Genomic DNA, 25,626 nt, shown 5'->3' on the forward strand with positions numbered 1-25,626 from the left:
GGAGACCAAAAATGTCAAGCGACATCCTGTGCTGCGACGCACATGGAAAAACCAAGCTCTTGATTTTACGTGATTAATTTTTGCTCAGTGCGTGAGCAAATATTCGCTTGTCGCTTCGTCGGTGATGAGGCCGTTCAACAGGCCACCCTTCAGCGCCGCCAGAATCGATGCGTTCTTGCGCGCACCCTGCGCCATGCCGATGACGGTGCAGGTGTCTCGTGAGGGAATGGGAACGGAGGCGACGCGCTCGTTGACAGCGTGATCGAGGATGTGACCGTTGGCATCATAAATCCACCCACAAATCTCTCCCACCGCCCCGCTCGCCATCAGTGCCTTCATCTCGTCGACATCAAGAAACCCATCGACGCAAAGCGGTGCATTTTCGCCGAGCTCACCGATACCGACGAAGGTAACATTGGCAGCGGCCCCCAGCGCCAGCGTGGAGCGCACCATGGATTGATCGTGCAGCAACTCGCGTTCTTCCGCCGATGAGCAGAGCACCGGCAGCGGCATCGGGAAATGCCTGGCCTTGATCGCGTCGGCCATGCTGAAGATGACGTTGTAATAGGCGGCCGATCCGTCTGGGCCGATATTGCCCGTCAGCGAGACGATGCGGTGCTGCGGGCATTCCATCGGCGGCAGCTGGTCCACGGCGGCCTTCAATGTACGGCCGGTGCCGATGGCGAGCACGATGGGATCGACATTTCTCAGCCAGCGCTCGATTTCCGCCGCTCCGGCCTCGGCGATCCCCACCGTGGAAGAAATCCCGGCAGGATCGCTCGGCACGACTTCGATATATCCAAGGCCGAATTTTTCCTTGAGACGTTCGGCCTTCTCGAGACAGGCGGCAATGGGGTGGTCGAGCCGAACCTTGATCAGCCGCTCGGCAACGGCCAGCGACACCAGCCGCTGCGCCGACTGCCGGGAAATGCCCATGGCGGCGGCGATCTCGTCCTGCGTGCGACCGGCGACATAATAAAGCCAGCCGGCACGGGCCGCATCATCCAGCCGTCCATGTGCGTCGTTTCGTCTGGCCATGCAGCTGCCCTCTCAGAATTATGCTTGCAGCATTTGCTGGCATTTTTTTGCGGCGGCTGTCAAACGGGCGATGTGCGCAAAGAACACCCGATACAAAACCAGCGAGCGCAAGACGTTGGATCGGTGACTGACAGCACGTTATGATTGGTGTCGCTTTTTCCGTCATTCCGGCCTTGAGCCGGAATCCAGCCACGGCGCGTCTGCGCCGTGAAAGAGTCTATTGCGATCAAAGACTTGATCGCGCTGGACCCCGGATCAAGTCCGGGGTGACGTCGCTGGGTTTATGAACCCAGCCCTCAATCAAGCCGCTTCCTGCACCAGATGACCTGCGGAAACCTCGCGGTAATGGCGTTGCGGCGGCACATAGTCCACCGGCCGGATCGGGCTTCTGATCTCGTCGGTCGCCATGTTGCGCTTGATCTGCCGTCGCGCGGGATCAGGCACCGGAACGGCGGACATCAGCTTCTTCGTATAGGGGTGCTGGGGATTATCGAAAACGGCCGCGCGCGGGCCGATCTCGACGATCTCGCCAAGATACATCACCGCCACCCGGTGACTGACGCGTTCCACCACCGCCATGTCATGGCTGATGAACAGGAAGGCGAGGTTGAGGTTCTGCTGCAGGTCGAGCAGCAGGTTGCAGACCTGCGCCTTGATCGAGACATCGAGCGCCGATACCGCCTCATCGGCGACGATGACCTTGGGATCGAGCATCAGCGAGCGGGCAATGGCGATGCGCTGGCGCTGGCCGCCGGAAAATTCATGCGGGAAGCGCCGCATCATATCCGGGCTCAGGCCCACTTTTTCCAGAAGATCGGCAGCCTTTTCCCGGGCCTGCTGTTTGGTTCCGAGGCGATGTTCGATAAAAGGCTCCATGATCGCCGTGCCGACGCTCATGCGCGGGTCGAGCGAGGCGAAGGGGTCCTGGAAGATCATCTGCACGCTGCGGCGCATGGTTCGCAGCGTCGTCTTGTCGAGCTTCAGCACCTCGTAGCCATCGAGCATGACATCGCCTGACGTCGGCTCGATCAGCCGGGTGATGGAGCGGCCCGTGGTGGACTTCCCGCAGCCCGATTCACCCACCAGCGAGAGGGTTTCGCCCTCGGCGAGATCGAAGGAAACCTTTTCCACCGCATGCACGGCCCCGGATTTGCGGCCGAATAGGCCGGAGCGGATGTCGAAACGGGTGGTCAGATCCTTGACCGAAAGGATGGGCGTGCGGCCGCCGGAGACAGTATCCTTCACGTCCGCGACAGGCTGACTTTCGCCGGTCTTGATATCGATGATCGGGAAGCGGGCCGGCAGCAGCCTTTCCTTCATCGAACCCAGCTTCGGCACCGCGGAAAGCAGGGCACGCGTATATGGGTGGCGGCCACGATGGAAGATGTCGTCGGTGGTGCCGGTCTCCACCACATCGCCACGGAACATGACGATGGTGCGGTCAGAGACTTCCGCCACCACGCCCATATCGTGCGTGATGAAGAGAACCGACATGCCCTCCTCTTCCTGCAATGTCTTGATGAGGTCGAGAATCTGGCCCTGGATGGTCACGTCGAGCGCCGTCGTCGGCTCGTCGGCGATCAGCAGCTTCGGTTTGGAGGCAAGCGCCATGGCGATCATCACGCGCTGGCGCATGCCGCCGGAAAACTGGTGTGGATAATCGTCGAAACGGTTCTTCGCATTGGGAATGCGGACTTTTTCCAGAAGCCGGATGACCTCGGCCTTTGCGGCAGAGGAGGAAATATCCTGATGCACGGTCAGCGCTTCGGCGATCTGCTTGCCGATCGGAAAGATCGGGTTGAGGCTGGTCATCGGCTCCTGGAAGATCATCGAAATGTCCTTGCCCCGGACCTTGCGCATCTCTTCTTCCGGCAGTGCCAGCAGATCGCGCCCGCCGAGCATGACCTTGCCTTCGATGCGGCTCGTCTTTTTATCGAGCAGCCGCATGATGGAGAGCGAGGTGACGCTCTTGCCCGAGCCGCTCTCGCCGACGATCGCCACCGTCTCACGCGGCGCGATCTCGAAACTCATATTGCGCACCACGGATTTCCAGCCGCCATCGACGCGGAAGGAGGTGGTGAGATTTTGAACCGATAAAACCGGGCTGACCGAACCGCCGGTCTGTTCCATTGATGTCGCTGCCAAAAGCATGCCGATCTCCTGAAAAGCAGAAGGCGGCCACGAGGGGCCGCCGGATGTCTCATGCAGCAAGTGCGGTTTCGGCCATCGAAACCCAGTAGCTGATGCCGTAGGGCAGCGCGTCGTCGTTGAAATCATAGGCGGCATTGTGCAGCCCGGCGGTATCGCCATTGCCGATGAAGATGAAGGCGCCGGGGCGCGCTTCCAGCATGTAGGAGAAATCCTCGGCGCCCATATGCGGATTGGGATTGGTGTTGACGGCGTTGGCGCCGGCCACACCCATCGCCACGCCGGTCGCGAATTCTGTCTCGTCACTGTGGTTGAACGTGACGGGATAACCGCGATCGTATTTCACCTCCACCGTCGCGCCATGAGCCATGGCGGTGGCGGCGGCCACTTCCTTGAGGCGCTTTTCGGCGAAATCGCGGGTCTCCGGCAGCAGCGTGCGCACGGTGCCGGTCAGCGTCACCGCACCGGGAATGACGTTGGACGCCGTGCCGCCATGGGTGGTGGCCACGGTGACGACGAGTGATTTCAACGGATCCGTCTCGCGCGAGACGATGGATTGCAGGGCGATGATGATATGCGCCGAAGTCAGCACCGGATCGATAGAAAGATGCGGTGCCGCCGCGTGGCTGCCCTTGCCGGTGATGGTGATTTCGAAACTGTCCGCAGCCGCCATGGTGGAACCCTTGCGGATGGCGAACTGCCCGACGGGGATGCCCGGCTCGTTATGCATGCCATAGACCTGCGAGATGCCGAATTTCTCCATCATGCCGTCATTCAACATGGCAAGCGCTCCTGCGCCACCTTCTTCCGCCGGCTGGAAGATCACGGCCACCGACCCCTTGAAATTGCGCGTCTCGGCCAGATATTGCGCCGCACCCAAAAGCATGGCGGTATGCCCGTCATGACCGCAGGAATGGGCCTTGCCCGGCGTCTTCGAGGCCCATGGCTTGCCGCTCGTCTCAAGGATCGGCAGCGCATCCATGTCGGACCGGAAACCGATGGTCGGACCATCCCCGTGCCGGCCCTTGATGATGCCGACCACGCCTGTTTTGCCAATGCCCGTTTCGACCACGTCGCAGCCGAAGGATTTCAGTTTTTCGGCAACGAATTTCGATGTTTCGTAGACATCGTAGAGCAGTTCCGGGTGTTCATGCAGATGGCGCCTCCAGCCGGCAACCTCTTCCTGCATTTCAGCCACACGGTTCAATATCGGCATTCTCTTTTTCCCTTTTTTTGTTCCCCGCCGGGTTGTCGGACGCCATATTGAGTTTGGAATTTCCTCTTTTGCAAGCATGAAATTTGCTGCATGAGCGAAAAATAGGCCCAAAACTAAATGGCTCAAAATTTGTTCATCAATGAAACATTGGGACTTGCTTTTCAAAAAAACTGACAATAGCATCATCTGGAATGGAGGAGTATTCCTTAGCAAAGTCAAATAGTTAGAATAACAGACCTTGCACATGACGACGGGAAAAGCGTCAAACATTCAAACAGATAAAATCCAAAAAGGGGAAAACCACAATGAAGAAGCGCAGCGTTCTCTTTGCCGGCACGGTGGCGGCCATGGCTCTCGCGGGCTCTGCCGCCCACGCCGAGCGCGGCAGTGACGGCGAACTGAAAATCCTGTTCTGGCAGGCCGTATCGACGCTTAATCCCTATCTTTCGGGTGGCACGAAGGAAGTCTACAGCTCGTCCATGGTTATCGAGCCGCTGGCGCGGTATGACGAAAAGGGCGAGCTGGTGCCGATGCTGGTGAGCGAAATTCCGACGATCGACAATGGCGGCGTCGCGAAGGATCTTCTCAGCATGACGTGGAAGCTGAAGACCGACGTGAAGTGGTCTGACGGCACGCCCTTCACCGCAGAGGATGTGATCTTCACCTGGAAATATTGCACCGCACCCGATGGCGGCTGCGCGCAGGCGGCACAATATGAGGGCGTGAAGAACGTCGAGGCCATCGACGCACACACCGTCAAGGTCAGCTTCACGGAGCCGAAACCCTACCCCTATTCGGCATTCGTGGGCGCACAGTCGCCGGTCATCCAGAAGAAGCAGTTTGAAAAATGCGTCGGCGCGGCAGCTCCCGGCTGCACCTCCGCCAATTTCGGCCCCATCGGCACCGGCCCCTTCGTCGTCAAGGATTTCAAGCCGAACGACGTCATCAGCTTCGTTGCCAACCCCAATTACCGTGACCCCGCCAAGCCCGCCTTCGCCACGGCGACCCTGAAGGGCGGCGGCGATGCCGCTTCCGCCGCGCGCGCCGTGCTGGAAACCGGGGAATTCGACTATGCCTGGAACATGCAGGTGGAGCCGGAAATCCTCGCCACCATGGTGGCGGCCGGCAAGGGCAAGCTGGAAACCGCCTTCGGCACGCAGGTCGAGCGTATCAATCTCAACTGGTACAATGCCGATCCTTCGCTGGGCGACAAGCGCTCCACCAAACAGGCCGGTCCCCATCCGGCCATTTCCGATCCCGCCGTGCGACGCGCGCTTTCGCTCGCCATCGACCGTGAGGTCATCGATGAAGCAGGTTACGGAGAAGCGGGCAAGCCGACCTGCAACATCGTACCGGCTCCGGAAGCCGTCGCTTCCACCAAGAATGACAGCTGGTGCCTGAAGCAGGATGTGGAAGGCGCAAACAAGCTATTGGACGATGCCGGATGGGTGAAGGGTGCCGATGGCATTCGCGCCAAGAATGGCGTGAAACTTTCCTTCCTTTACCAGACGTCCACCAACTCGGTTCGCCAGGCCACGCAGGAACTGGTGAAGGACATGTGGTCGCAGATCGGCGTCGCTTCCGAACTGCGCAATGTCAGCGCCTCGGTCTTCTTCGGCGGTGACCCGGCGAGCCCGGATACCTTCCAGAAATTTTATGCCGACGTCGAAATGTACACCAACAATTTCGACGGTACGGACCCGGAAAAATATCTGGCGGAATGGCTGTGCGACAAGATTCCGGCCCCCGAAAACGGCTGGCAGGGGCAGAATATTCCGCGTTACTGCAACCCGGAATTCGACAAGCTTGTGGGTGAACTCTCCAAGACCGCCGACCTTGCCAAGCGTGCGGAGATTTCCAAGCAGCTCAACGACATGCTGACGGAGGAAGGCGCGCATATTCCGCTCATCCACCGCGGCAGCGTTTCCTCGCATTCGCTGACGCTGGAAGGCGTGCGCATGAATGCCTGGGACTCGGAACTCTGGAACGTCGCGGACTGGTCCCGCAAGAAGTAACACGCAGATGCGCCGGCTTCTCCCCCGGAGAGGCCGGCCTTCTGCATGCCCCTGGACCATGTTCTGAAGACACATTTGCCGCGTTAAGGCGAAATAGCTCCCAATTTTCGCTCTGCCGCGCTCTGGGTCTGGAGAGTTTCAGATGTTTACCTTTACGCTCCGGCGGCTAGCCTTTGCCGTTCCGACGTTGCTCGTCATCAGCTTCGTCATCTTCGCGCTGCTTGATCTCGCGCCCAACGATCCGACCGGCGACCTTCCCCTCACCATCCCGCCTGAAGTGCGTGAGCAAATCCGCGCCTCGCTTGGCCTCGACCAGCCCTTCTTCATCCGTTACCTGATGTGGCTGCAGCAATTCTTCATCAACGAGCCGCTGAACCTCTTCGAAAAGCTGACCGGCTGGCAGATCGGCGATGGCAGCCGTATGCGGGTGCTTTCCTGGGCGACACGCAGCCCGGTGGTCGATCTCGTCATCCAGCGCATGCCGCAGACACTGTGGGTGGTGGGCCTTGCCTATCTCTTCGGTGCGCTGCTGGCGATCCCGATCGGGGTGATCTCCGCCTACAAGCAATATTCGATCTTCGACCAGATCGGCACTTTCGTCTCCATGGTCGGTTATTCGGTGCCGACCTTCTTCACCGGCGTGCTGCTGGTCGTCATCTTCAGCTCTTACTTGCAATGGTTCCCTTCAGTCTACGACACCAATCTGAGGGTCACGGACTGGGCGAGCTTCGTGGCGCAGGTGAAGCAGATGTTCCTGCCGGTGCTGGTCCTGACGCTCTATAACGTCTCGCAGATCAGCCGCTTCGTGCGCGCCTCCATGCTCGACAATCTGCATCAGGATTACGTGCGCACCGCACGCGCCAAGGGCGTGAAGGAAAAATCCGTGCTGCTCATCCACGTGCTGCGCAACAGCCTCATCCCGGTCGTAACGGTTATTGCGCTTGGGGTGCCGACCATCTTCTCCGGCGCCATCATCACCGAGCAGATTTTCCGCGTGAACGGGCTTGGCCAATTGCTGATAACAGCCGTTCAGGGGGCGGATATTCCGCTGGTTCAGACGCTGACCTTCATCTTTGCGGTGCTGATCGTGCTCTTCAACCTGATTGCCGACGTGCTTTACGGCATTCTCGACCCGAGGATCCGCTATGACTGACGCCACCATTACAGCACCGACGGTTGCGGCCACCCCCACGCAATCCGCCCTTGCCGATATCTGGAAACAGTTTCGCGTTCACAAGGGCGGCGTGGCGGGGCTCTTCGTCTTTATCTTCATCCTGCTCGCGGTCTATGTCGGGCCTTATATTCACACCGTTGCTCCGAACGCCATCAATGTGAAGGCGCGCAACCAGTGGCCGTCGCTGGCGCATCCCTTCGGCACCGATAATCTTGGCAAGGACATGCTGGCGCAGGTCCTGGCCGGCGGGCGCATTTCGCTTGCCGTCGGCATCACCGCCATGCTGCTGGCTCTGTTCCTCGGCACGCTGGTGGGTGTTCTGTCAGGTTATTTCCGCAGGCTGGACGGACCCTTGATGCGCCTCACCGACCTGTTCCTGGCCCTACCGCTTCTGCCGCTGCTGCTCGTCATCCTGATGCTGTTTCGCGACACGCTGCGTGCGGCCTTTGGGCCGGAGACTGGCATCTTCATCCTGATCGTCTTCGTGATCGGGATAACCAGCTGGATGCATACAGCCCGCATCGTGCGCGGTGATGTGCTGACGATCAAAAGCCAGGAATTCATCATGGCTGCGAAATCGAGCGGCATGCGCGAATACCGCATCATCCTCAGGCATATTCTGCCGAATGTGCTGAGCTCGATCATGGTCTCCGCCACGCTCGGCATCGCTGCCGCCATCATCACGGAATCCGCCCTCTCCTTCCTCGGTCTCGGCTTCCCCTCCGACTTTCCGACCTGGGGACGGCTGCTGTTCGACGGCGCGAACTTCCTGCAACTGACGCCCTCGCGCGTGTTGTGGCCGGGGCTGGCGATTTCGCTGACGGTTCTGAGCGTGAATTACATCGGCGATGCCGTGCGCGATGCGCTTGATCCGCGGGCGCTGAAGAGCTGAACGCTTCCCTTCCCTTATCCCTGTGCTTGTCACAGGGATTCAGCCAGCCCAAGTGCTTGGGCTGAAAGGATTCTATCCGTCGCGCAGGCGCGCGTCGGCTGGATTCCTGTGACAAGCACAGGAACGAGGTTGAGGGTATCGCGGCACAGAAGCGGGACGCGTCCTAGTGATAATTCACCTTTTCTGCATCCAGAATGCTGTCCGCATCCAGCGCGGCAATCGGGATATCGTTCCGCGCCGGAATATCGCCAGAAAGCTGAAGCGCGAGATAACGCCCGCAGCAGACCCGCAGGAACGAGGTGAAATTGCCGAGATCGTGCCCGGCATCGATCGATTCATTATAAAGCTTGGCGATGAGCTGCACGCTGTTCATGCCGTCGCGCCGCGCGATCTCGTCCAGCGTCGTCCAGAAAAAGTTTTCAAGCCGGACACTGGTGACCATGCCATCGATGCGGAGCGACCGCGTATGGCTTTCCCAGAGCGCCGGGTCTGCCTTGATGAAGAGCTTGCACATGGTTTCCTCCCTCACCACGCCTGAGATATAGGCGGAAAACGGGGCCGGAAAAAGCCCCGTTCGCCGGTCTTATTTACCGAGCACCGCCATGAACTGCGAAAGCCAGGCGGGATGGGCGGGCCATGCGGGCGCCGTTACCAGCTTGCCGTCGGTCACCGCCGCATCGATGGCGATATCGGCATAGGTGCCACCTGCCAGCTCCACCTCCGGGCGGCAGGCGGGATAGGCCGAGCAGGTGCGGCCCTTGAGCACACCCGCAGCCGCCAGCAATTGCGCGCCATGGCAGACGGCCGCGACAGGCTTGTCTGCCTCGAAGAAATGTTTCACCGCCGCCAGCACGTCCGCATTGAGCCGCAGATATTCCGGCGCACGGCCACCCGGAATGACCAGCGCATCGTAATCCGCCGGTTTGATATCGGCGAAGGTGGCATTGAGCGCGAAATTATGGCCGCGTTTTTCCGAGTAGGTCTGGTCGCCCTCGAAATCGTGGATGGCCGTGGCGATGGCCTGGCCCGCCTTCTTGCCGGGGCAGACGGCGTGCACCGTGTGGCCGACAGCGAGCAGCGTCTGGAACGGCACCATGGTCTCGTAATCCTCGGCGAAATCACCGGTGATCATCAAAATCTTCTTCGGCATGTCTGCTCCTCCCGTTTTCGAATGCCTTTGGGCACCCTAACAGGAGGGATCGAGATGCGGGTATTATGGCAATACTACATGCCCGATAAAGGTGATATCAGCCGGCCGGCGGCTCCGGCCAGCGCCGGACGCCACCACCCCAATCCTCGAAAGACTTGGACAGTTTGAGCACGAATAGATCCTGGTAACGCGGACCGACGATCTGCAGGCCGATGGGCATGCCGGATGTGGAGAAGCCGCAATTGATCGAGGATGCGGGCTGCTCCGACATGTTCCACGGCACGGTGAAAGCGATATGCTCGAAGGTGCGTGCAGGATCGTTGGTGGGAGAAGCCCAGTCGGCAGGATAGGAGACGATGGGGTTAACGGGTGAAATCACCACATCAACGGACTGCATCAACCGCCCGCAAACTTTACGCATTTCCATGGTCTGATTGAAACCGAAAACGGCACGCGCGCCGGAAACATCAGCGCCCTTTTCCGCCCATTCGTGAATATAGGGAAGGATCGCGGCACGACGATCCGCGCTCAACGCCACCATGTCGCCCCAGAACTTCGCCCGCCAGAAATCATCCAGCCCGTCGAGCATCTCACGCGTCAGCACCGGCTCGACCGGGATGACGATGGCGCCGGCCGCCTCGAACAGTTTTGCAGCCGCGGCAACGGCGTCGCGCACCTCTTCGTCCAGCGGCAGGCCGCAGCCCGCATCCAGCATCAGTCCGATTTTCAGGCCTTTCACATCAATATCGAGGTCCATCCAGTCGATGCTGTTCGGCGGCAGCGATGTGCCGTCGCGCCAGTCCGGCCGCGAAAGCGTTGCCATGGCATAAGCCGCATCAACGACCGTGCGCGTCATCGGCCCGGCACAGCGGCCGGTATAATAGGGATCAACCGGGATACGACCCTGGCTCGGCTTGAAGCCGAAGAGGCCCGTCCACCCCGCCGGCAATCTTACCGAGCCGCCAATATCCGTGCCGATATGCAAGGTGCCGTAACCCGCAGCACCGGCCGAAGCAGCACCGGCGCTGGAGCCGCCGGGATTCTGGGTGGGGTCCCACGGGTTGCGGCTGAGCTTATGGAAGCTGGAAAGGCCGGAAGAGAGCATGCCGTAATCCGGGCACGTCGTCTTGGCATAGATAATCGCACCATCCTCACGGCAACGGGCGGCCACCGGCGCGTCTTCAACCGCGGGCACAAGCTCCACCGCCCTGGTGCCGAGCGGCACAGGATGGCCTTTCGTGGCGATGAGTTCCTTCAGCGAGACCGGAATTCCATCGAGGGCTCCCAGCGTTTCACCCTTTTGCCAGCGCTCCGTCGAGGCCAGCGCCTGCCTGCGCGCATCCTCCGGATCATAAGCGTAAAGGGCGTTCACAACCGGCTCGAATGCCTCGATACGCGCCTCCACCGCCTGCCAATATTCCGATGGCGAGAGTTTCTTTTCCCGGTAAAGCGCCAGAATTTCGAGCGTGTTGAGGTGTATGAGATCGGTCATGGCATCGTCTCGTCAGAAAAACAGGAAATAGCGGCGATATCGGCTTGAAGCGGTCAGCTTGTATCGCGCGGGTCCAGCAGGTCGCGCAGGCCATCGCCGAGAAGATTGAGGCCGAAGACGGCGAGCGCAATGGCAAGGCCGGGCATGATGGCAAGCCAGGGCGCCGCACCGAGATAGGTCTGGGCGTCGGCCAGCATCCGCCCCCAGGTGGCGGCGGGCGGCGGCATGCCGAGACCGAGGAAGGAAAGGCCTGCCTCCGTCAGTATCGCCAGACCCAGCTGGATCGTCACCTGCACGATGATCTGGTTGGAGATATTCGGCACGATATGAAACAGCGTGATCTTGGCGCGGTTCTGGCCAATGCTGGTGGCGGCGGTGATGTATTCCCGCGCCCAGATTTGTAAGGCCGCCCCAAGCGTCAGCCGCGCAAAGACCGGCACCATGAAGGTGGCGATGGCGATGATGGCGGTAAAGCGTCCCGTGCCGATGAAAGCACCGAGCATCATGGCCGACAGGATGGGCGGCACGGCGAAGATGATATCGCAGATGCGCATGACGACGGTTTCTGTGAAACCGCGCAGCGCCGCGACCGTGACGCCGATCGCCGTGCCGATAAAGGCGCCAATGGCGACGGCGGCAATGGCGGTGGAGAGTGAGTTCCACGCACCGGCCATCAGCATGGAGAGCACATCGCGGCCAAAATGGTCGGTACCGAGACCACCGTAGACGAAGGGCGATTTCAGCTTTTGGACGATCTGCATCTTGGTGGGCGAAACCGGTGTCCAGACCAGCGACAACAGCGCGACGGCGACGAGAAAGGCCGTGACTGCAATACCGATAACGAAGGCCGGGCGGCGGCGGATAAATCGCATCATCGCGCACCTGCCCGCAGTCTCGGGTCGATGAAGAGATAGGCTATATCGACCACGAAATTCATGATGATGACCAGCGCCGAGAAGAACAGCACGACGGACTGCATGACGACGATATCCCGCTGGGTCAGCGCCTGATACGCGAGGCGTCCGAGGCCCGGCAGGTTGAAGACGTTTTCCACCAGCACCGCACCCGCAATGAGGAAGGTGAACTGCAGGCCGATCATGGTGACGACGGGGATCATCGCGTTCGGCACCGCATGCCGCCACAGCGCCACCCGCTCGCTCAGGCCCTTGGCCCGGGCGGTGCGGACGAAATCCTCGTTCATCACTTCAAGCACGGCGGAACGGCAGACGCGGGTGAGAACGCCGGCCTGCGACAGCGCAAGAGCGACCGCCGGCAGGATAAGCGCCGTGAGACCCGCTGCAAAGCTTGGCGACCAGCCGGGAAAACCGCCAGCCGGCATCCAGCCGAGCGTGGTGGAAAAGACGATGATGAGCAGCAACCCGACCCAGAAGCCCGGCACGGCAATACCCACATGGGAAAACAGCCCGGCCGCGAAATCCAGCGCCCCGTTGCGGTTCCTCGCCGCCGCTACGCCGAGCGGAATGGCGATAGTGACGGACAGGCAAACGGCCAGCAGCGCAAGCGGCAGCGTCACGGCCAACCGCTCGACGATCAGGCCCGCCACCGGCACGCCATAGGTATAGGATTGTCCGAGATCGCCGCGGAAGACGCCAGCAAGCCAGCGGATGTAGCGCAGCAGCAGCGGCTGATCGAGACCCATCTGCTTTTGCAGTGCGGCCAGCGTATCCGGACTGGCCGAGGTTCCCAGCATGATGGCGGCCGGATCACCCGGCAACAGGCCCATGACAAGATAGATGATGAGCGAGACGGCAAACAGCGTGATGACGAGGCTTACGAGACGCCGGATGAGGACGGCTAACATCTGGCATCTGCTCCTTGCGATATTTTACCCGCGACGGAAGCGCAACTACGCACTCCTCCGTCATGCCGGACTTGATCGGGCATCCAGCCGACGCGCGTCTGCGCGGCTGAGAGAGCCCTTTCAGCCCAGGGGCCTGGGCTGGCTGGATGCCGGATCAAGTCCGGCATGACGGAAGAACGGGTATGAACAAACGTCACTCTTCCCAATGCACATCCGTCAGCACATTCGAGGGAATGGGCTCGTTTTCCCATAGCCCCTTCACCTTCTTGTCCCAGACCCCGAGCTTCGGCATCACGAACAGGAACAGCGCCGGCACATCTTCGGCGAGGATTTTCTGGGCGTCGCCATAAAGCTTTTCCTGCTCAGCCGCATCCGCCGTCTTTTCGACGCTGGCGATGACCTCGTTGAAGGCCGGGTTCTTGTAGTTGAAATAATAGGGATCACGGGAGTAGATATCGATATCCATCGGCTCGGCATGGGCGACAATGGTCATGTCGTAATCCGCACCCTTCAGGACATCCGCCACCCATTTGGCCGGAAATTCCGTGGTCTCGATGGTCATGGTCACGCCGATTTCAGCCAGCATCGCCTGCAGGATTTGCGAGGTGCGCTGAGCATAGGCCATCTGCGGGGCCTTGATGGTGAAGCTGAAACCGTCCGCATACCCCGCTTCGGCAAGCAGCGCCTTGGCCTTATCGATATCATAGGGATGAACGCCCGTCGTATCGATGTATCCGCGATCATTCGGCGTATAGTGACTGCCGATGGCCGTTCCGAAACCGGACCATGCACCCTCGATGACCGTGCCACGATCCACCGCCATCATCAGCGCCTGGCGCACGCGCTTGTCGCTGAAGGGCTTGCGGGCACTGTTCATGCCCGCCACGACCTTCAACTCGGTATTGCCGACGAAGGTGCCGAGGCGCGCATCGCCGTCAAACGAGCTCATCAATTCCGGCGCACCGAATTCCGGGAAGGCGTCGATATCGCCGGATTTCAGCGCCGCCGCCTGCGCCTGCGGATCGGAGACGAAACGGAACGTCGCCTTTTCCAGCTTTACCGACACGGCCTTGTCCCAATAGGCGGCGTTCTTCTGCAACTCCACCTTGTCGCCCTTGGCCCAGTTCACAAATTTGAACGGGCCGGTGCCGACGGGCGTGGTGCGGTTGGTCTCTGCGCTCTTGGGCGCGACCATGACGGAGGCCGGCCAGCCGAGCCAGTAGATGAGGCTGCCGGCTGGCTGCTTCAGCTTCAGCACCAGCGTGTCGGCATCCGGGGTCCCGATGCTGTCGATCGCCGCAAAGAAGCGTTTCTGCGGATTGACGGAAGCTTCACCACGCGCCCGGTCCAGCGAGAACTTCGCGACGGAGGAATCGAACGCCTCGCCGTCATGGAAGGTGACACCCTTGCGCAGCTTAAAGGTGTAGGTCTTGCCATCAGGGGAAATTTCCCAGCTTTCGGCGAGCTGCGGCTTCACCTTGCCCTTGCTGTCGATGGTGACGAGACCTTCGAAAATATTCTGCCAGGTGACCTGACCGATGGCGACGGGAGCGGCAATGGTCGGATCGAGACCGGTCGGCTCCACCGTCATGCCAAGCGTCAAAGCGGTTTTCGCCGCAGCTTCGGCCTCAGCAATCGAGAGCGGCAGAAAGAGCGCCGTGCTGAGAGCAAGCGCCAGCGCGGTACGGCGCGAGAGCTTCGCCGCCTGCGAAAGATAGGTACGTGGCATCCTTTAGTCCCCTGTCTGGCGGCCGGGGCATTTTTGCCCTTCAAAAGACCACCCGTTGCAAAAAGAGTGTCATGTTGCAGGCGCACACACAATCATGATTTTTGTGTGCTCCGTGTAGCTGAAATGGCTACACGGGAATGCGGGTGAAAATCAACCTTGGTGGGCAATTTCGGGAACGTCTCCGGTTCCTCGCCCCGCCGAGGAGACGAAACTACCCTGCCGTCGCCTCACGCATGAAACGCTCGATGAAATCGGCAAGCTTGGAAGCTGCGAAGGACAATTGCCTGTCGGGCGCTACACAGAGGTCAATCTGGGTGTGGATACCCTTCTTGCCCGAGAGCGGAACGGCGACCATCTGGCCGCTACGGATTTCGCGCGCCACCGAAAGCGCCGGCAGCAGCGTGGCCGCGGCGTGGCCCAGCACCAGCTCTTTCAGCATTTCCAGCGAACTGGTGATGAAAACGGGGTCAAGTTCGATATCCGCCTCGGCAAAAAGCATATCGAAGGCCTGACGCGCGGCAAAACTCTTGTCCGGCAAGGCAAGTGGCAACCCGGCCAGTTCCTTCAGCGACACCTCCGGCTTACCGGCAAGGGCATGACCGGCGGGAAAGATCGCATCGTAATTGATGCGCGTGCGCGAGCGCACCTTGACCCCGGAAACCTTTGGCGCAAACAGGCTGACGACGAGGTCTGCTTCCGCAGCCCCCAGCGCTTCCATGGCTTGGCGCGCACTTGTGATATGGACCTCGAAACGCAGCTTCGGATATTTGAGGCTGAACTGCGCCAGCACCGGCGCCAGAAGGTTGGCCACTGTCGCGCCATTGGCGTAAATGGTCACCCGGCCGCGCTGCAGACCTTTGAGATCGTCGATCAACTGGTGCACATGGTCGAGTTCGCGCAGCGTCTTGCCGGCGCGGGCGGCCAGCAGCTCGCCCGCCGCCGTCAGCTTCACGCCACGGCTGGAACGCTCTACCAGAGGCGAGCCGAAATAATACTCGAGATTTTCGATCTGTCGGCTCACCGCCGTCGGCGCCACATTCAGGTTTTCCGCCGCGGCGCGCATGGAATTGGTGCGGACGAGTTCATCGAAATACATCAAGGCGCGCAATTGCATGGGTGGTACCTTGTTCGGGTGGGCTGGTGTGCGGCTCACCATATCATCGCAGCGTCGCGAGAGAATACGTCACCCGGAAAGATCGCCGTTTGTTTCTTCCCCCGCCGGGGAGAAGGTGGTGCGCAGCGTCAGATGAGGGGGCGACGGTGGAGAAATGCGGAGAGCTTGCCCCCTCATCTGCCCCGTTCGGGGCATCTTCTCCCCCTCGGGGAGAAGAAAAGGAGGCACCCTCACGCCTTTACACGCGCTTGAAACCCTCGCTCGCCACCAGCAGCTGCCTCGTATAATCCGCGCTGAATTCGCGGCTTTCCAGCGCCTCGGCCTCCAGCATTTCCACCACCTTGCCGCTTTTCATCACCGCCAGACGGTCGCACATGTGGCTGATGACGCCGAGATCGTGGCTGACCATGACGAAGGTGAGGTTGCGGTCCTTGCGGGCCTGTTCCAGGAGGTTCAGGATTTCAGCCTGAATAGACGCATCAAGCGCCGAGGTCGGCTCATCGAGCAGCAGGATCTTCGGCTCGACGATCAGTGCGCGGGCAATGGCGATGCGCTGGCGCTGGCCGCCGGACAGCTGGTGTGAATAACGGAAGCGGAAACCGGAACCGAGACCCACCTCGTCCAAAGCGCGGGCAATGCGCTGTTCGCGATTGTCGAGACCATGGATGACCAGCGGCTCGAGCAGCAGCGCATCCACCGTCTGGCGCGGGTGCAGTGAACCGTACGGGTCCTGAAACACCATCTGCACATCGCGATAAAAGCTCTTGTCGCGGTGCTTGCCCGAATAGGAGCGCCCGGCCACCATCAACGAACCTTCATCGAAATGGTTGAGGCCGGCGATGGCGCGCAGCAGGGTCGATTTACCGGAACCGGATTCACCGACGATACCGAAGGATTCACCCTCGGCCACATCCACGCTGACGCTGTCGAGCGCGATGTAACCGTCGAAATCCACCACCATGTCTCTGATGGAAAGAACTGTGCTCATGCGCGCCACTCCGGCTTGCGTTCCAGAACGGGCAGCGGATGCCGATGGCCGCCAATTTGCGGCAGACAGTTCAACAGGCCCTGCGTATAGGGATGTTTCGCTTCCTTGAGGTTAGCGGAAGCAAGCTCTTCCACCACCTTGCCGGCATACATGACGAGAACCCGGTCGCAGAAGGAGGAGACGAGCCTGAGATCGTGGCTGACGAAGATCAGCCCCATGCCGCGATCGCGCACCAGCTTGTCGAGAATGTCGAGCACTTCCAGCTGCACCGTCACATCGAGCGCCGAGGTCGGCTCGTCGGCGATCAGCAATTCCGGACCGCAGACGAGCATCATGGCGATCATGACGCGCTGGCCCATGCCGCCGGAAACTTCATGTGGAAAGAGATCGAAGACGCGCTCGGGATCACGGATCTGTACTGCCTCCAGCATGGCAAGCGTGCGCTGGCGCGCTTCGCTGGAGCCAATCTTTTCGTGGGTACGCAGCGTTTCCATGATCTGGCGGCCAATGGTCATGACCGGGTTCAGCGAATATTTCGGATCCTGCAGGATCATGGCCATACGCTTGCCGCGCATGAGCCGCCGCTCTTTTGCCGACGCCTTGAGCAGGTCGATATCGCCGAAACGCAGCGTATCGGCTTCGATCCGGGCATTTTTCGGCGTCAGACCCATGATGGCGCGGCCAGTCTGCGACTTTCCGGAGCCGGATTCGCCGACAATGCCGAGGCGCTCGCGCCCCAGCTTGAAGGACACGCCGCGCACCGCCTCCACCAACCCGGTGCGGGTCGGGAAGGAAACGCGCAGGTTCTCAACCGTCAGAAGAGACGCACTCATTGGCCCGCCTCCTTGGGATCAAGCGCATCGCGCAGACCATCGCCCAAAAGGTTGAAACCGAGGCTGACGATCAGGATCGCAATACCCGGCATGGCGGCGACCCACCATTGATCGAGAATGAAACGCCGTCCCGACGCGATCATCGCACCCCACTCCGGCAGCGGCGGCTGTGCGCCAAGGCCGAGGAAACCGAGGCCTGCGGCGGTGAGAATGATGCCCGCCATATCGAGCGTGACACGCACGATCAGCGACGACATGCAAAGCGGCATGACATGTTTCAAGACGATGCGGAAGGGCGACGCGCCCATTAGCTTCACTGCGGCGATAAAATCGGAATTGCGGAAGGTCATGGTTTCAGCGCGCGCGATGCGCGCATAGGGCGGCCACGAGGTGACCGCGATGGCGAGCACGGCATTTTCAATGCCAGGCCCCAGGGCCGCTACCAGCGCCAGCGCCAGAACGAGCTTCGGAAAAGCGAGGAAAATATCGGTGATGCGCATCAGAACCGCATCCACCCAGCCGCCGGCATAACCCGAGACTGTGCCGACGATGAGCCCGATGGGTGCGGCGATGATGGCCACCAAAAGCACGACGAACAGGGTCAGGCGCGAACCGTGGATGAGGCGCGAGAGAATATCACGGCCCTGATCATCGGTGCCGAGCAGATAACCGGCAGTGCCGGGCGGCAGAAGCCGGGCATTGCGCAGATCGCCCTGCACCGGATTATGTGGCGCCAGCACATTGGCAAAAATCGCCACGAACAGCAGCGCGATGATGATGCCAAGGCCGAGCAGCGCCAGCCGGTTTTCCGAAAAGCGCCGCCAGATCACATAGGCGCGGCCAAGCCGCGCCTGCCTGCGCGAGGCCGGCCGGTCGGAGAGCAGCCATTCGCGGCTATAGGGTTTGAGTGTATCGGTCGAAATCGTCATCGGCTGCGCGTCCTTGGATCGAGCGTCCGGTAAAGCAGATCGGAGAAGAGATTGATGCCGACGAAGATGGCGCCGATCACGATCGTGCCGCCGAGAACGGCGTTCATATCCGCATTCTGCAGGGAATTGGTGATGTAGAGGCCAAGCCCCGGCCAGGCGAAGATGGTTTCGGTCAGCACCGAACCTTCCAGCAGACCGGCATAGGAGAGCGCAATCACGGTTACCAGCGGCACGGCGGCGTTGCGCAGCGCGTGGAACCAGATGATGCGCGTTTCCGAAAGCCCCTTGGCGCGGGCCGCGACGACATATTCCTGGGCGAGCTCGTTCAGCATGAAGGAGCGCGTCATGCGGCTGATATAGGCCAGCGAGAAATAACCGAGCAGCGAGGCCGGCAGGATGATGTGGCGGAAAAGATCCCACAACACGTCCCATTGCCGCTGCCAGATGGCGTCGATCAGGAAGAAGCCAGTGGCTGGCGTGAAGGTGAATTCATAGACGATGTCCATGCGCCCGGGATAGGCCACCCATTGCAGCCGGGCGTAAAACACCAGCAGCGCCAGCAGGCCGAGCCAGAAGATCGGCACGGAATAGCCGATAAGGCCGATGACACGCACCACCTGATCGGCAAAGCTGCCGCGCTTGACGGCGGCCAGAACGCCGAGCGGAATGCCGAAGACGGCGCCGATGATCGTGCCGATCGTGGCAAGTTCGATCGTCGCCGGGAACACCCGCTTGATGTCCTCCATCACAGGATTGGTGGTGAGGACGGAGGTGCCGAAATCGCCCGAAAGCGCCTGCTTCAGATAGATAAAGAACTGCTGCCAGAGCGGCAGGTTGAGGCCGAGCTGCTCACGGACGCGCTCGACCACATGCGCAGGCGCGCGGTCGCCGACGATCGCCAGTGCGGGATCGATCGGCACCACACGGCCAATGAAAAATGTGACCGCCATCAGCCCCAGAAAGGTGGTGATGACGGTGACGGCGAAGCCGAGAATGGCCTTCGCGCGGGCGTTGGCACGGCGTTTGCCCTGCCTCGCCCGGCTGTTTGCTTCAACGATGCTCAAGAGACCGATCCTTCCGGATCATTCCTTGGAGATCGGATAGACATAGTTGGTGTCGAAGCTCGGTCCGAGCTTCAGGCCCTTGAGCTTGGCGGAATAACCGGCCACTTCCGTCTGCTGGAAGATGATGACGAAGGGACCCTTCGCCAGAACTTCCTTCTGCAGGTTTTCATAGATGGCGGCGCGCTTGGCGCTGTCCTTTTCCAAGAGAGCAGACTGGGTTTCCTTGGTCAGATCAGGAACATCCCAAGCATTGCGCCAGGCCAGCGTCTTGTTCTTGCCTTCATCCGAATTGTCGTAGTTGATGGTAAAGGTTTCCGCATTCGAGTTCGGGTCGAAATAGTCCGAACCCCACTGGCCGATGTAGATATCATGCGTGCGGGCGCGATATTTGGTCAGCGTCTGCTTACCGTCGCCGGGGATGATTTCGAGCTTGATGCCGGCCTGTGCCAGCGTCTGCTGCACGCTTTCGGCAATGCCCGTCACCGGCTGGGTGTTGCGCACATCCATGGTGACGGTGAAGCCGTCCTTCAGACCGGCCTTGGCGAGAAGTTCCTTGGCCTTGGCGACGTCAAGCTTGTAGGGGTTCTCATCAAGCGCGCCAAGCTGGCCCTTCGGCAGGAAGGTCTGATGGACTTCGCCAATGCCCTTGATGATCGTCGCGCCGATCGCGTCATAATCGACGAGATATTTGAACGCTTCGATGACCTCAGGCTTCTTCAGGTTCTCGTTCTTCTGGTTGAGGCTGAAATAATAAACGGTGCCCTTGGGCGCGGATGTAACGGCAAGGCCTTCCTTCTTGGAAACGGCTTCCATATCGCCGGGCTCAAGGTTACGGGCAACATCGATATCGCCGTTTTCAAGCGCCAGACGCTGGCCGGAGCTTTCCTTCATGTGACGATAGACGACCCGCTTCAGCTTCGGCTTCTCACCGTAATAGTTCGGGTTGGCCTCCAGAATGACGGCTTCGTTGGCCTTCCAGCCAAGGATCTTGTAAGGGCCGGAACCGGCATAACCGGTCTTCAGGAATTCGTTGCCGAAATCCGTGTCGTATTTGTAATCGGCGCTCGACGTGACCGACTTCGCCTTTTCGGTGATGAGCTTCTTGTCCACCACCGAAGCGACGGTTGCGGTGAGCACGTTCAGCACGAAGCTCGGCGCATAGGGCTTGTCGACGGTCAGTACGAAGGTGTTCGCGTCCGTTGCCTTCGCCTTTTCGGTAACGTTGTCGCCCTTCAGGCCGAACTGCGTCAACAGGAATGCCGGCGACTTGTCGAGCTTGACGGCGCGTTCGAAGGAGAAGGCAACGTCATCAGCGGTGACCGGATTGCCGGAGGCGAATTTCAGGCCGGATTTCAGCTTGAACGTATAGGTCAAGCCATCCTCGGAGGTCGTCCAGCTTTCGGCGAGATCACCGACAACCTTGGACGTGTCGTTGAGATCGATGGAAACGAGCTTGCTATAGGTGTTGCCGGTGACTTCGGCGGCAGACAGTTCGAAAGCCTCACCCGGATCGAGCGTGATGATGTCGTCGATGGCGAAACCTTCCACCAGCGTATCGGCCGGCGTGGCGGCAAAAGCATGCGGGGCAGACAGCATCATCAGCGACAGGGCAGCGCTGGTGCTGAGGATACGCATGGATTTGTTGAGCGATTTGATCATAGGATCTCCCCTTTTGTTATGAGATTGATTTGGTTCGCTTAAACTGTTTATCAGGCCGCTTCGTGCCAAGCCTGGGACAAGACGCGCAGCCAGTTTTCCCGGCATATTTTAGCAAGTTCTCCATCACCGTAGCCCGCCGATTTCAGCGCCGCAACCAGATTGTGGTTGCCGCTGGCATCAGCAATTCCGACAGGTACCGTCGCACCGTCGAAATCCGATCCGAGCGCCACACAGTCGATGCCCATACGCTCGACCATGTAGTCGATATGGCGCACCATATCGGAGAGCGGCGTATCCGCGATGTCACGCGCATCGGCACGCAGCATGGTCACGGCGTAGTTGAGGCCAACCAGCCCACCGCTTTCCTTGATGGCATCCATCTGCCTGTCAGTGAGATTGCGGGCGACCGGAGTGAGCGCATGCGCATTGGAATGGCTGGCGATCAGCGGCTGGTTGGTGGTCTTGGCCACATCCCAGAAGCCTTTTTCGGTGATATGCGCGAGATCGATGAGAATGCCGAGGCGGTTGCATTCCTTCACCAGCGCAAAACCGGCATCGGTAAGACCGGGCGCGGTATCGGGCGACATGGGATAGGAGAAAGGAACGCCATGGCCGAAAATATTGTGCCGGCTCCACACCGGGCCGAGCGAACGCAGACCGGCGGCGTAAAACACCTCCAGCGCATCGAGATCGGCGCCGATCGCCTCGCAGCCTTCCATATGCAGCACGGCGGCGAAGATATCCTCGGCAAAGGCCTTGCGGATATCCGCCGTGGAGCGGCAGAGCCGCCACGCTCCAGCGCGATCGAGCCTCAGCGCAATCGCCGCCTTTTCCATCGCGATATCGAGCGAAGGCAGTCGCTCGAGCGGCGTGGCGAGCGGCGTATCGTAATGGCCGTTCTCGTCCGGTTCCTGCAGAATCAGATCGCCGGACGGGATATAGATGGCGCAGATACCGCCGCCGAGCCCGCCTGCCCGTGCGCGCGGACCATCGATATGACCTTCCCGAGTGCCGTTCTTGAATTCGGCCACGGGATCGGCACCGGCCTTGCTGTTGCGCCACAACCGAAGCAGCACATCATTATGACCGTCAAACACTGCATGCATGGGAAGAAATTCCAGTCATCGAAACAATAAACGGGGCAGGCAGACGCCGGGATGACACCGCGCGAAAGCAAGCCGGCGCGTTATCAGCCGACCGCTATTGTCTGTCAGCCGTGATCTTAGGACGATCTATTCGAGCTTCGCAAGATACAAATTAGGCAGCGGTGAATTTATCACCACTTGCCTTTTGACGGAATTTGCGCTTCGTCAGGCGCGCCAGCCATCTTCCGCTTTGGTCAGCAGCGGCGTCGCGAAAACACCCCTCACCCGCTCCGGCCATTCCGGCCCGAAAGCGGCGATTTTTTCCCGCCAGCGATCCGATTGCAGCATGGCTGCGCCGATGACGGCGGGGTTGATGCCGGAGGCGGTGAGTAGCGCAAGGCCCGATAGGATGGAACTGCCGCTGGAGATCACGTCATCCACCAGCGCCACCCGTCTACCCTCGATGAGCGGCAGCATGCGCGGATCGACATAAAGCCTTTTTTCCTGCTTCGTGGTGATGGAGGACATCGGCACCGACAACTCCTCCAGATACCAGAATTTGCGCGAGGTGCCGAGCGGCACGTAACGGGAATGGCCCAGATGGCGGGCAACGGCGGCCGCAAGCGTCAGGCCGAGCGTCGGCAGGCCGATAACGACATCCGGCTTGAAGGGAAGAAGCTTTGCGGCAAGATCGGCGGCCAGCGCCTCCAGAACCTCAAAGGAAGCCTGGTTGACGATGAGCGATGCGAGTGCGTGCTCTCCGTCCGCAAGCGGCCGTATGGGCAGACAGATCTGCCTTCCATCATCCAGTTCCGCCGGAAAGAATGTGGAATATGCGCCTGCTGTTTCGAAGCTCCGGGGCGGATGGATCTGCTGCCAGAACTCATGCGGCGTTGCGGGAGACGGGGCGATGGCGGGCGATGCTGGTGATGGCATCTGTTTTCCTTTCAGAACGGAGATGGCGCATGGCGGAGACGGTTTTCAGCCACGCCAATCCCGTTCGGCAGATTTATCATTTTAGCAACCACAGAGACGCTGCGGGTTCATTTCATTGGCTTTTTCCGTTAGAAGAGAAAAAAGCAACAGGCATTTGGACAAACCCACCTATGACGCGGGTTTTTCCCACATTCAAGGACAAGCTTCCCATGAGACTCCTGGACCGGATCGGCGAGGACCTGCCATTCCTGACGGAACTCCGTCATGATCTGCACGCGCATCCGGAACTGGGTTTCGAAGAGGAAAGAACGAGCGCCATCGTCGCCGATCTGCTTGAGCGCGCCGGGCTGAAGGTGCACCGCGGTCTCGGCGGCACCGGCGTGGTCGGCACGCTGCAGGTGGGCAACGGCACGCGCAGCATTGGTCTTCGCGCAGACATGGATGCCCTTGCCATGCCTGAGGTCCCAGACCGCCCCTACAAATCGAAATTCCCCGGCAAGATGCATGCCTGCGGCCATGACGGCCACACCGCCATGCTGCTGGGTGCGGCGCGTTACCTCGCAAAGACCCGCGATTTTTCCGGCACCGTGCATTTCATCTTCCAGCCGGCCGAAGAAGGCCGTGGCGGCGCAAAAAAAATGGTCGAGGACGGGCTTTTCGAGCTGTTCCCCTGCGATGCGGTCTATGGCCTGCACAACATGCCGGGGCTGGGCATCGACGAAATGGCGGTGGTGGAAGGACCGCAGCTTGCCTCGTCGGACAGCTGGCGCGTCACCTTCAAGGGCGTCGGCACCCACGGCGCGAAGCCGCATCTTGGTCGCGATCCGGTAACGGCGGCCGGCACCTTCCTCGCCTCGCTGCAAACTATCGTCGGCCGCGTGGTCGACCCATTGCAGCCGGCCGTGGTCAGTGCCTGTTCGGTGCAGGCAGGCGACCCCAAGGCACTCAATGTTATCCCAGATCTCGTCGAAATCGGCGGTACCGCGCGCGCCTATGCGCCCCAAGTGCGAGACCAGCTGGAGGCGGAAATCGGCAGGCTGGCCAAGGGCACGGCGGCAATGTTCGGCATCGAGACAAATTACGAATTCATCCGCCGCATTCCGCCCGTCATCAACGACACGGACGCGACGAAACGGGCGCTCCGGGCAGCCAAAACCGTCTTCGGCAACAAAGCGCGCACCGCCTTTCCGCCCTCGACCGCCGGCGACGATTTCGCCTTTTTCGCGGGCGAAGCCCCAGGCTGCTATGTCTGGCTCGGCAACGGCCCGGCGGTGGACGGCGCACTGCACCACAACACCTCCTACGACTTCAACGATGCGGCCATCGTGCCGGGCGTAGCTTTCTGGGCGACGCTGGTGGAGCAGGAACTGGCGGCGGAGTAAATCCATCTTGTTCCCTGCTGTTTTTCGACCGGCAACATCTCAGACACTTGTGACGAATCATCGGGCGCGGTAGCTTTCAGACATAGGCTGGACCCACGCCTCCCCCCTCCTTTCGGGGAAGCATTCGACATGCTGGGTAATCTCATCATCGAACCATCTGTTCGGGCATTCGCATAAGGAGGGATTGCGTTTTGAACCCGCAATAGAGGTTTGTGATGAAGCTTTCCACTCCGATTTTCCAATTGAAGCGACGGGCCAAACTTATGGTCCGGAATAATGCCATCCCCCTTCACGAAGCGCTGGACCAGATCGCGTGCGAGGAAGGATTTGCAGCCTGGAGCCTGCTTTCCGCTCACGTTGCGGCTGGCTCTTTGTCCAAAGACCTGTTCTCGCGCATCGTGAATGGCGACATGCTCCTGCTCGCCGGCCGCCCGGGCCAGGGCAAGACAGCGCTTGCTTTTGAGCTTCTGCGGGCGGCAGCCGAAGACGGACGGCAGTCCATTTTATTCACGCTCGAAATGACCGAGCAACAGGTACGAAAACGCACCGGGCAACACGCAGGCGCTCAGAGAGAAATCGAGATCGTGACATCGGACGAGATATGCGCGGACTACATAATCCGTTACCTCTCGCCAGCCAAATCCGGCACCTTCGCCGTAATCGATTATCTGCAGTTACTCGACCAGCAGCGCCATAAGCCGGACCTGTCGCAACAAGTCACCGTTCTTGCAGAATTCGCAAAAAAGACTGGCGTTATTTTCGCTTTCATCTCGCAGATTGACCGCTCATTTGATCCACAAATCAAACGAGTTCCCGATATGCGCGATATCCGCCTTCCCAACCTGCTTGATCTGGGCCTGTTCACCAAAGCCTGCTTTCTGCATAAGGGCGAAGCGCAACTTCACAATGTGAACTGAGACGCACGGGCTGCTGCGACGTTGCCGTCGCGGCAGCCCGTGG

General features: G+C 60.3%; 22 protein-coding genes. 5 read left to right on the forward strand and 17 right to left on the reverse strand.

Features of this window, described 5'->3' with window-relative positions; all coding sequences use genetic code 11:
• Positions 1-84 precede the first annotated feature (84 nt).
• From BTN45_RS15940 to BTN45_RS15950, 3 genes are all read right to left on the reverse strand, one after another.
• Positions 85-1,038, reverse strand: coding sequence for a sugar-binding transcriptional regulator (locus BTN45_RS15940; protein ID WP_004445260.1), 954 nt, complete (start codon positions 1,036-1,038; stop codon positions 85-87).
• A 300-nt stretch (positions 1,039-1,338) separates the two neighbouring features.
• The gene (locus BTN45_RS15945) at positions 1,339-3,189 is read right to left on the reverse strand and encodes an ABC transporter ATP-binding protein (RefSeq protein WP_207589960.1); all 1,851 of its coding nucleotides are present in this window, start codon (positions 3,187-3,189) and stop codon (positions 1,339-1,341) included.
• A 49-nt stretch (positions 3,190-3,238) separates the two neighbouring features.
• Entirely contained in the window at positions 3,239-4,402 is a 1,164-nt protein-coding gene (locus BTN45_RS15950; protein ID WP_004445263.1) for a M20 aminoacylase family protein, read from the reverse strand.
• A 305-nt stretch (positions 4,403-4,707) separates the two neighbouring features.
• Here BTN45_RS15950 and BTN45_RS15955 point away from each other — a divergent pair, with 305 nt between their 5' ends.
• From BTN45_RS15955 to BTN45_RS15965, 3 genes are all read left to right on the forward strand, one after another.
• Positions 4,708-6,417: a peptide ABC transporter substrate-binding protein gene (locus BTN45_RS15955; protein ID WP_174151203.1), complete on the forward strand. Its 1,710-nt coding sequence runs from the start codon at positions 4,708-4,710 to the stop codon at positions 6,415-6,417.
• 142 nt (positions 6,418-6,559) lie between these two features.
• Positions 6,560-7,570: an ABC transporter permease gene (locus tag BTN45_RS15960; protein WP_004445267.1), complete on the forward strand. Its 1,011-nt coding sequence runs from the start codon at positions 6,560-6,562 to the stop codon at positions 7,568-7,570.
• Entirely contained in the window at positions 7,563-8,483 is a 921-nt protein-coding gene (locus BTN45_RS15965) for an ABC transporter permease (protein WP_004445269.1), read from the forward strand. Before BTN45_RS15960 ends, BTN45_RS15965 begins: the two co-directional genes overlap by 8 nt.
• A 163-nt stretch (positions 8,484-8,646) precedes the next feature.
• Here the strand turns inward: BTN45_RS15965 and BTN45_RS15970 are convergent, their stop codons facing one another.
• The 14 genes from BTN45_RS15970 to BTN45_RS16035 all read right to left on the reverse strand — a co-directional run bounded on the left by BTN45_RS15970 (position 8,647) and on the right by BTN45_RS16035 (position 23,284).
• Positions 8,647-8,997 (reverse strand): ribbon-helix-helix domain-containing protein, encoded by a 351-nt coding sequence (locus BTN45_RS15970; protein ID WP_004445271.1) that lies wholly within the window; start codon positions 8,995-8,997, stop codon positions 8,647-8,649.
• A 69-nt stretch (positions 8,998-9,066) separates the two neighbouring features.
• Complete coding sequence (locus tag BTN45_RS15975; protein ID WP_207589962.1) at positions 9,067-9,633, reverse strand: DJ-1/PfpI family protein; 567 nt, start codon at positions 9,631-9,633, stop codon at positions 9,067-9,069.
• Positions 9,634-9,730: 97 nt separating this feature from the next.
• A complete protein-coding gene (locus BTN45_RS15980) occupies positions 9,731-11,125 on the reverse strand; it encodes an amidase (RefSeq protein WP_207589963.1) in 1,395 nt (464 codons plus the stop codon).
• Positions 11,126-11,178: 53 nt separating this feature from the next.
• Positions 11,179-12,000, reverse strand: a complete 822-nt coding sequence (locus tag BTN45_RS15985) for an ABC transporter permease (protein ID WP_207589964.1) — start codon at positions 11,998-12,000, stop codon at positions 11,179-11,181.
• Complete coding sequence (locus BTN45_RS15990; RefSeq protein ID WP_035207072.1) at positions 11,997-12,947, reverse strand: ABC transporter permease; 951 nt, start codon at positions 12,945-12,947, stop codon at positions 11,997-11,999. The genes BTN45_RS15985 and BTN45_RS15990 overlap by 4 nt, the downstream gene beginning before the upstream one ends.
• Positions 12,948-13,140: 193 nt before the next feature.
• Positions 13,141-14,676 carry an ABC transporter substrate-binding protein gene (locus BTN45_RS15995; protein WP_207589965.1) on the reverse strand — a complete coding sequence of 512 codons (1,536 nt, stop codon included), beginning with the start codon at positions 14,674-14,676 and terminating at the stop codon, positions 13,141-13,143.
• Between the two features lie 211 nt (positions 14,677-14,887).
• A complete protein-coding gene (locus BTN45_RS16000; RefSeq protein WP_207589966.1) occupies positions 14,888-15,790 on the reverse strand; it encodes a LysR family transcriptional regulator in 903 nt (300 codons plus the stop codon).
• A gap of 238 nt (positions 15,791-16,028) precedes the next feature.
• Positions 16,029-16,778, reverse strand: a complete 750-nt coding sequence (locus BTN45_RS16005) for an ABC transporter ATP-binding protein (RefSeq protein WP_045531559.1) — start codon at positions 16,776-16,778, stop codon at positions 16,029-16,031.
• Positions 16,775-17,611: an ABC transporter ATP-binding protein gene (locus BTN45_RS16010; protein WP_174151206.1), complete on the reverse strand. Its 837-nt coding sequence runs from the start codon at positions 17,609-17,611 to the stop codon at positions 16,775-16,777. The genes BTN45_RS16005 and BTN45_RS16010 overlap by 4 nt, the downstream gene beginning before the upstream one ends.
• Positions 17,608-18,540: an ABC transporter permease gene (locus BTN45_RS16015; protein WP_004445289.1), complete on the reverse strand. Its 933-nt coding sequence runs from the start codon at positions 18,538-18,540 to the stop codon at positions 17,608-17,610. The genes BTN45_RS16010 and BTN45_RS16015 overlap by 4 nt, the downstream gene beginning before the upstream one ends.
• Entirely contained in the window at positions 18,537-19,604 is a 1,068-nt protein-coding gene (locus BTN45_RS16020; RefSeq protein ID WP_064263430.1) for an ABC transporter permease, read from the reverse strand. The genes BTN45_RS16015 and BTN45_RS16020 overlap by 4 nt, the downstream gene beginning before the upstream one ends.
• 18 nt (positions 19,605-19,622) lie before the next feature.
• Positions 19,623-21,263, reverse strand: a complete 1,641-nt coding sequence (locus BTN45_RS16025; RefSeq protein ID WP_207589967.1) for an ABC transporter substrate-binding protein — start codon at positions 21,261-21,263, stop codon at positions 19,623-19,625.
• Between the two features lie 50 nt (positions 21,264-21,313).
• Positions 21,314-22,369 carry a dipeptidase gene (locus BTN45_RS16030; protein WP_004445294.1) on the reverse strand — a complete coding sequence of 352 codons (1,056 nt, stop codon included), beginning with the start codon at positions 22,367-22,369 and terminating at the stop codon, positions 21,314-21,316.
• Positions 22,370-22,573: 204 nt separating this feature from the next.
• The gene (locus BTN45_RS16035) at positions 22,574-23,284 is read right to left on the reverse strand and encodes a phosphoribosyltransferase (RefSeq protein ID WP_037091438.1); all 711 of its coding nucleotides are present in this window, start codon (positions 23,282-23,284) and stop codon (positions 22,574-22,576) included.
• A 209-nt stretch (positions 23,285-23,493) separates the two neighbouring features.
• Here BTN45_RS16035 and BTN45_RS16040 point away from each other — a divergent pair, with 209 nt between their 5' ends.
• Entirely contained in the window at positions 23,494-24,666 is a 1,173-nt protein-coding gene (locus BTN45_RS16040; protein ID WP_207589968.1) for a M20 aminoacylase family protein, read from the forward strand.
• A gap of 215 nt (positions 24,667-24,881) precedes the next feature.
• Positions 24,882-25,583, forward strand: coding sequence for a DNA helicase (locus tag BTN45_RS16045; protein ID WP_207589969.1), 702 nt, complete (start codon positions 24,882-24,884; stop codon positions 25,581-25,583).
• Positions 25,584-25,626 lie beyond the last annotated feature (43 nt).

It is taken from the genome of Rhizobium sp. ZX09, from assembly GCF_017357485.1.
GTDB lineage: Bacteria > Pseudomonadota > Alphaproteobacteria > Rhizobiales > Rhizobiaceae > Agrobacterium > Agrobacterium pusense.

Bases quoted from the DNA above. Each gene is read 5' to 3' on its own strand.
- BTN45_RS15940 (WP_004445260.1), bottom strand. From the start codon at position 1,038: ATGGCCAGACGAAACGACGCACATGGACGGCTGGATGATGCGGCCCGT.
- BTN45_RS15945 (WP_207589960.1), bottom strand. From the start codon at position 3,189: ATGCTTTTGGCAGCGACATCAATGGAACAGACCGGCGGTTCGGTCAGC.
- BTN45_RS15950 (WP_004445263.1), bottom strand. From the start codon at position 4,402: ATGCCGATATTGAACCGTGTGGCTGAAATGCAGGAAGAGGTTGCCGGC.
- BTN45_RS15955 (WP_174151203.1), top strand. From the start codon at position 4,708: ATGAAGAAGCGCAGCGTTCTCTTTGCCGGCACGGTGGCGGCCATGGCT.
- BTN45_RS15960 (WP_004445267.1), top strand. From the start codon at position 6,560: ATGTTTACCTTTACGCTCCGGCGGCTAGCCTTTGCCGTTCCGACGTTG.
- BTN45_RS15965 (WP_004445269.1), top strand. From the start codon at position 7,563: ATGACTGACGCCACCATTACAGCACCGACGGTTGCGGCCACCCCCACG.
- BTN45_RS15970 (WP_004445271.1), bottom strand. From the start codon at position 8,997: ATGTGCAAGCTCTTCATCAAGGCAGACCCGGCGCTCTGGGAAAGCCAT.
- BTN45_RS15975 (WP_207589962.1), bottom strand. From the start codon at position 9,633: ATGCCGAAGAAGATTTTGATGATCACCGGTGATTTCGCCGAGGATTAC.
- BTN45_RS15980 (WP_207589963.1), bottom strand. From the start codon at position 11,125: ATGACCGATCTCATACACCTCAACACGCTCGAAATTCTGGCGCTTTAC.
- BTN45_RS15985 (WP_207589964.1), bottom strand. From the start codon at position 12,000: ATGATGCGATTTATCCGCCGCCGCCCGGCCTTCGTTATCGGTATTGCA.
- BTN45_RS15990 (WP_035207072.1), bottom strand. From the start codon at position 12,947: ATGTTAGCCGTCCTCATCCGGCGTCTCGTAAGCCTCGTCATCACGCTG.
- BTN45_RS15995 (WP_207589965.1), bottom strand. From the start codon at position 14,676: ATGCCACGTACCTATCTTTCGCAGGCGGCGAAGCTCTCGCGCCGTACC.
- BTN45_RS16000 (WP_207589966.1), bottom strand. From the start codon at position 15,790: ATGCAATTGCGCGCCTTGATGTATTTCGATGAACTCGTCCGCACCAAT.
- BTN45_RS16005 (WP_045531559.1), bottom strand. From the start codon at position 16,778: ATGAGCACAGTTCTTTCCATCAGAGACATGGTGGTGGATTTCGACGGT.
- BTN45_RS16010 (WP_174151206.1), bottom strand. From the start codon at position 17,611: ATGAGTGCGTCTCTTCTGACGGTTGAGAACCTGCGCGTTTCCTTCCCG.
- BTN45_RS16015 (WP_004445289.1), bottom strand. From the start codon at position 18,540: ATGACGATTTCGACCGATACACTCAAACCCTATAGCCGCGAATGGCTG.
- BTN45_RS16025 (WP_207589967.1), bottom strand. From the start codon at position 21,263: ATGATCAAATCGCTCAACAAATCCATGCGTATCCTCAGCACCAGCGCT.
- BTN45_RS16030 (WP_004445294.1), bottom strand. From the start codon at position 22,369: ATGCATGCAGTGTTTGACGGTCATAATGATGTGCTGCTTCGGTTGTGG.
- BTN45_RS16035 (WP_037091438.1), bottom strand. From the start codon at position 23,284: ATGCCATCACCAGCATCGCCCGCCATCGCCCCGTCTCCCGCAACGCCG.
- BTN45_RS16040 (WP_207589968.1), top strand. From the start codon at position 23,494: ATGAGACTCCTGGACCGGATCGGCGAGGACCTGCCATTCCTGACGGAA.
- BTN45_RS16045 (WP_207589969.1), top strand. From the start codon at position 24,882: ATGAAGCTTTCCACTCCGATTTTCCAATTGAAGCGACGGGCCAAACTT.